The sequence below is a fragment of the Streptomyces sp. IBSBF 3136 genome, from assembly GCF_036815105.1.
Classification (GTDB): Bacteria; Actinomycetota; Actinomycetes; order Streptomycetales; family Streptomycetaceae; genus Streptomyces.
Genome location: NZ_JAJSZC010000376.1, coordinates 1 through 4,973 on the forward strand (window position 1 = coordinate 1; position 4,973 = coordinate 4,973).

The following is a 4,973-nucleotide window of genomic DNA, read 5'->3' on the forward strand; positions in this document are numbered from 1 at the left end:
GGTGTGGGTGGTGTCGGCGGGGAGGGTGTCCTCGGCCATGGCGGCCAGGACGGTGTCGGGGCCGAGTTCGAGGTACTTGGTCGCGCCGTGTGCGGAGAGGGTGGTGAGGGCGTCGGCGAAGCGGACGGGTTCGCGGACCTGGCGCACCCAGTAGGCGGGATCGCGCAGCTCTTNCGCGTGGCTGACACGCAGACGCGTGACCTTGTGGTCCTGGAGACGCTCGATCGTCTCCGTCACCGCGTCCTCGGCGCCCGAAATCACCACCGTGCGGGGACCGTTGACGGCGGCGATCTCGACGCCGTCCACGAGAGCCGCTCGCACAACGGTCTCTGCCGCCCGGACGGACGCCATCGCACCGCCGGTCGGCAGCGCCTGCATCAAGCTCGCGCGCGCCGCGACCAGTCGAGCCGCATCCGGCAGCGACAGCACACCGGACACNGGCAGCGCCTGCATCAAGCTCGCGCGCGCCGCGACCAGTCGAGCCGCATCCGGCAGCGACAGCACACCGGACACATGTGCTGCAGCCAGCTCGCCGATGGAATGCCCGGCCACGAAGTCGGGCCTCAGACCCGCCGACTCCAGGAGACGGAACAGCGCCACCTCGAAGGCGAAAAGACCAGGCTGCGCCCAGCCCGTCCGCTGCACCATGTCTGCGTCCTCGCCCCAGACGACCTCGCGCAGCGGAAGCTCAAGGTGCACGTCAAGTACCGCGGCCACCTCGTCGAAGGCCGACGCGAACGCCGGGAAACGGNCGGCCAGTTCATGACCCATCCCGAGCCGTTGCGCACCCTGCCCCGTGAAGAGGTAGGCGACCTTTCCCGCAAGCGAGGGCACCGTGCCCAAGCCGGCCAGCCCGCTGAGCAGTTCCTCCCGGTCGGCGCCCATGACCACGGCCCGGTGCTCGAACTGCCTGCGCGCGGCGAGCGTCCGCGCCACGTCCACCGGACGCGGCGACTCGTTCGCGGCGAGGTACGACCTGAGCTGATCGGCGTAGGCCGTCACCGCCTCGGGCGTCCTGCCCGACACCGCCCACGCGACGGGCGTGACGGGCGCGGCCGGCGTCACATCACCACCGGACGCGACGTCCTCGGCCGGCGGTGGCTCCTCCACGATCACATGGGCGTTCGTCCCGCTCAGTCCGAACGAGGAAACCGCGGCGCGGCGCGGGCGCCCGGCAGCCGTGGGCCATTCCCGGCTCTCAGTGAGTAGTTCCACCGCACCTGAGGACCAGTCCACCTGCGCCGACGGCGCCTCCACGTGCAGCGTGCGTGGCAGCTTGCCGTGCCGCATCGCCAGGACCATCTTCATGATCCCCGCCGCACCGGCCGCAGCCTGCGTATGACCGATGTTCGACTTGATGGAGCCGAGCAGGAGGGGCGTGTCGGGCGTCCGGCCCTGACCGTACGTCGCCAGCAAGGCCTGTGCCTCGATGGGGTCGCCGAGGGTCGTCCCGGTTCCGTGCCCCTCCACCGCGTCCACATCGGCAGGTGACAGACCAGCAGCGGCAAGCGCCTGCTCGATCACCCTTTCCTGCGACGGGCCGTTCGGCGCGGTGAGACCGTTCGAGGCGCCGTCCTGGTTCACCGCCGAGCCGCGCACGACCGCCAGTACCGGGTGGCCCAGGCGGCGCGCGTCCGACAAGCGCTCCACCAGCAGGACGCCCGCACCTTCGGAGAACCCGGTCCCGTCCGCCGTGGCGGCGAACGACCGGCAGCGGCCGTCCGGCGAAAGCCCTCGCTGCCTGCTGAACTCGACGAAGACCTCGGGGGTGGCCATGACCGTCACACCGCCCGCGAGCGCGAGGGCGCACTCGCCGTTGCGCAGGGCCTGGGCCGCCAGGTGCAGGGCCACCAGCGACGACGAGCACGCCGTGTCGACGGTGACCGCCGGACCTTCGAGACCGAACGTGTACGCCACCCGGCCCGAGGCGATGGAGCCGGTGTTGTTGTTGTCCTGATAGTCGTGGTACATGACGCCGGCGAAGACGCCGGTGGCGCTGCCGCGCAGGGTGGCCGGGTCGATGCCGGCCCGCTCGAACGCCTCCCACGACGTCTCCAGCAGCAACCGCTGTTGCGGATCCATCGCCAGCGCCTCGTTCGGGCTGATGCCGAAGAACCCGGCGTCGAAGTTCCCCGCCTCGTGCAGGAATCCACCGGATCGCGCATAGCTGCGCCCTGCCGTGCCCGGCTCGGGGTCGTAGATGCCGTCCACGTCCCAGCCCCGGTTCGCCGGGAAGTCCGACACCGCGTCCACGCCGCGCTCCACCAGCCGCCACAGCTCCTCCGGCGAGGACACCCCGCCCGGGAAGCGGCACGCCATGCCCACGATGGCCACCGGCTCGTCGTCGACCTTGGCGGTCGGCGCGAAGGCGGTGGGCGACGGACGGGTACCGCCGTCGAACAGGAGCCTGTCCAGGTGGTCGGCGACCGCGGTGGCGGTCGGGTGGTCGAACGCCAGCGTCGCGGGGAGCCGCAGCCCGGTCACGGCGTTCAGGCGGTTCCGTAGCTCCACAGCGGACAGGGAGTCGAAGCCCAGGTCCTTGAACGCCTGGTCGGCCGCCACCGAGTCCGCCGACGGGTGCCCGAGCACCCGCGCCACCTCGGTCCGCACGAGTCCGAGGAGCTGCCGGCCCCGCTCCTCGGCGGGACGACCGGCGAGGAGGGCGTGCAGGGACCCGTCGATCGGGGTGTGGCCCGCGGCGCGGCGAGCCGGAGGTACCAGCCCGCGCAGCATCGAGGAGAGCCGCCCGGACGCGGTGCCGACGGCTCGTAGCGCGGGAAGGTCCAGCCGGACGAGGACCCGCAGGGCTTCGTCCGCGGTCAGGGCGGAGTCGAACAGCGCGAGGCCCTGCTCCGTCGTCATCGGGGGGAATCCGTTGCGTCCCAGGCGGCGCCGTTCCGCTTCGCCGAGGCGCTCCCCCATGCCGCCTGCGGCCCACAGGCCCCACGCCAGCGACACGGCCGGGAGGCCCGCTGCGTGGCGATGGGCGGCGAGGGCGTCGAGGAACGTGTTGGCCGCGGCGTAGTTGCCCTGGCCGGGTGCGCCGAGAACTCCGGCCGACGAAGAGAAAAGAACGAAGGCGGCCAGCGGCTGGTCGATGGTGAGTTCATGGAGGTGCCAGGCCGCGTCCGCCTTGGCGCGCAGTACCGCGTCGACCCGTTCCGGATTCAGCGACGCCACCACGCCGTCGTCCAGCACGCCGGCCGTGTGCACCACAGCCGTCAGCGGGTGCGCCGCCGGAACGTCGTCCAGCACCGTGGCCAGTGACTCCCGATCCGATACGTCACAGGCCACCACCACGACCTCGACACCGAGCCCTTCCAGCTCGGCCACCAACTCCCCCGCTTCCGGGGCCTGTGCACCTCGGCGACTCAGCAACACCAGCCGCCGCACACCGTGTTCGGTCACCAAGTGCCGTGCCACCAGTGCTCCAAGGCCACCGGTACCGCCGGTGACCAGCACCGTGCCCTCGGGGTCCAGGGTCGAAGGGGCGCCTTGTGTGGCCGGGAGACTCGTCAGGCGGGGTGCGCGCGCTTCACCGTCGCGCAGGGCGATCTCGGGTTCGCCGGAGGCCACCGCTGCCGCCAGCGCGTCGGCCGATGCCCGGCTGCCATCGGTGTCCACGAGGGCGAACCGGCCGGGGTGCTCGGCCTGCGCCGACCGCAGCAGGCCGTACAGCGGGGCCGCTGCGAGGTCGACCGGACCGCGACCGTCGGGTACGGCGTTCGCCGTCACGAACACGAGGCGGGCGTCGCCGAGCCGCTCCAGCGCCAGCCACTCCTGGAGCAGACCGAGCATCCGGCTGGTGGCCGCACGGACCTCCGTGAGCACGTGAGCGCCGCCGTCGAAGGGCCCGCAGCGGACCACCACCCGGTCGGGGACGCCGGCCCCTTCGTCGACGGCCGTGGCGAGCGCGTACAGGTCCGGGAAGGACTTGACGCCCTCCAGGCCCGCCGGGGCGTCGCCGCCGAGCACCCCCAGGGAGGCCGCACCGGAGGGTTTCGGCAGCGGGGTCCATTCCACGCGGTAGCCCGTGTCACGGCCCGCCGCCCGCTCCCGGAGCCGGTCGGCCGAGACGGGCCGGGACACCAGTGAGCCCACCGTGAGCACCGGGTTGCCCAGCATGTCGGTGGCCGTGACGGCGAGGGCGTCTCCCCCGGCCGGTGCGATCCGCACCCGCAGGGCGGTGGCGCCCACCGCGTGGCAGGCCACCTCGGTCCAGGCGAACGGGAGCACCGCGCCCTCGTCCGTGCGGGATGCGGTCCTGGCGGCCAGCAGCGGGGCGTGCAGACATGCGTCGAGGAGCGCGGGGTGCAGACCGTAGCGGTCCGCCTCGGCGTCCACGGGTTCCGGCAGGACGACCTCGGCGTAGAGCTCATCGCCCCGCCGCCAGACCTTCCGGAGCCCCTGGAACGAGCTGCCGTAGGCATAGCCGTCGTCGAGCAGTCGCTGGTAGAAGCCGTCCGTGGACAGCTCCTCGGCATCGGCGGGCGGCCAGTCCGCACCGGCCGCGGACGGTTCGGGGGCGGCGGCAGTGGTCAGCAGGCCCTCGGCGTGCAGGGTCCAGGGCGCGTCCTCCGCGGTCGCGGAGTGGACGCCGACCGTGCGGGAGCCGGTCTCGTGGGCACCGCCCACCACCACGCGCAGCATCACCGCGACGTCGTCGGGCAGGACGAGCGGAGCGTGGAGGGTCAGTTCCGCCAGCGTGGGGCAACCCACCTGATCGCCTGCGTGCAGCGCCATCTCGACGAGCGCGGCGCCCGGAAGCAGCACCACGCCCATGACCGCGTGGTCGGCCGACCAGGAGTTCGTGATCCCTGAGATCCGCCCGGTGAGGACGAACTCGCCCGAGCCCGGGATCGCCACGGCAGCGCCCAACAGGGGATGCGCGAGCGGCCGCAGACCCGCCGACACCACGTCCCCGCCGAGGCATACGCCGTGGCGAGTCAGCGCCGGGACCGGGAGGAGTCGTA

The 4,973-nt window shown here is 72.8% G+C and carries 1 protein-coding gene; it reads right to left on the minus strand.

Annotated elements, in window-relative coordinates:
- Positions 1-4,917, minus strand: a 4,917-nt coding sequence (locus V7E45_RS39035) for a type I polyketide synthase (RefSeq protein WP_443056354.1), incomplete at its 3' end; no start/stop codon positions are given.
- Positions 4,918-4,973 lie beyond the last annotated feature (56 nt).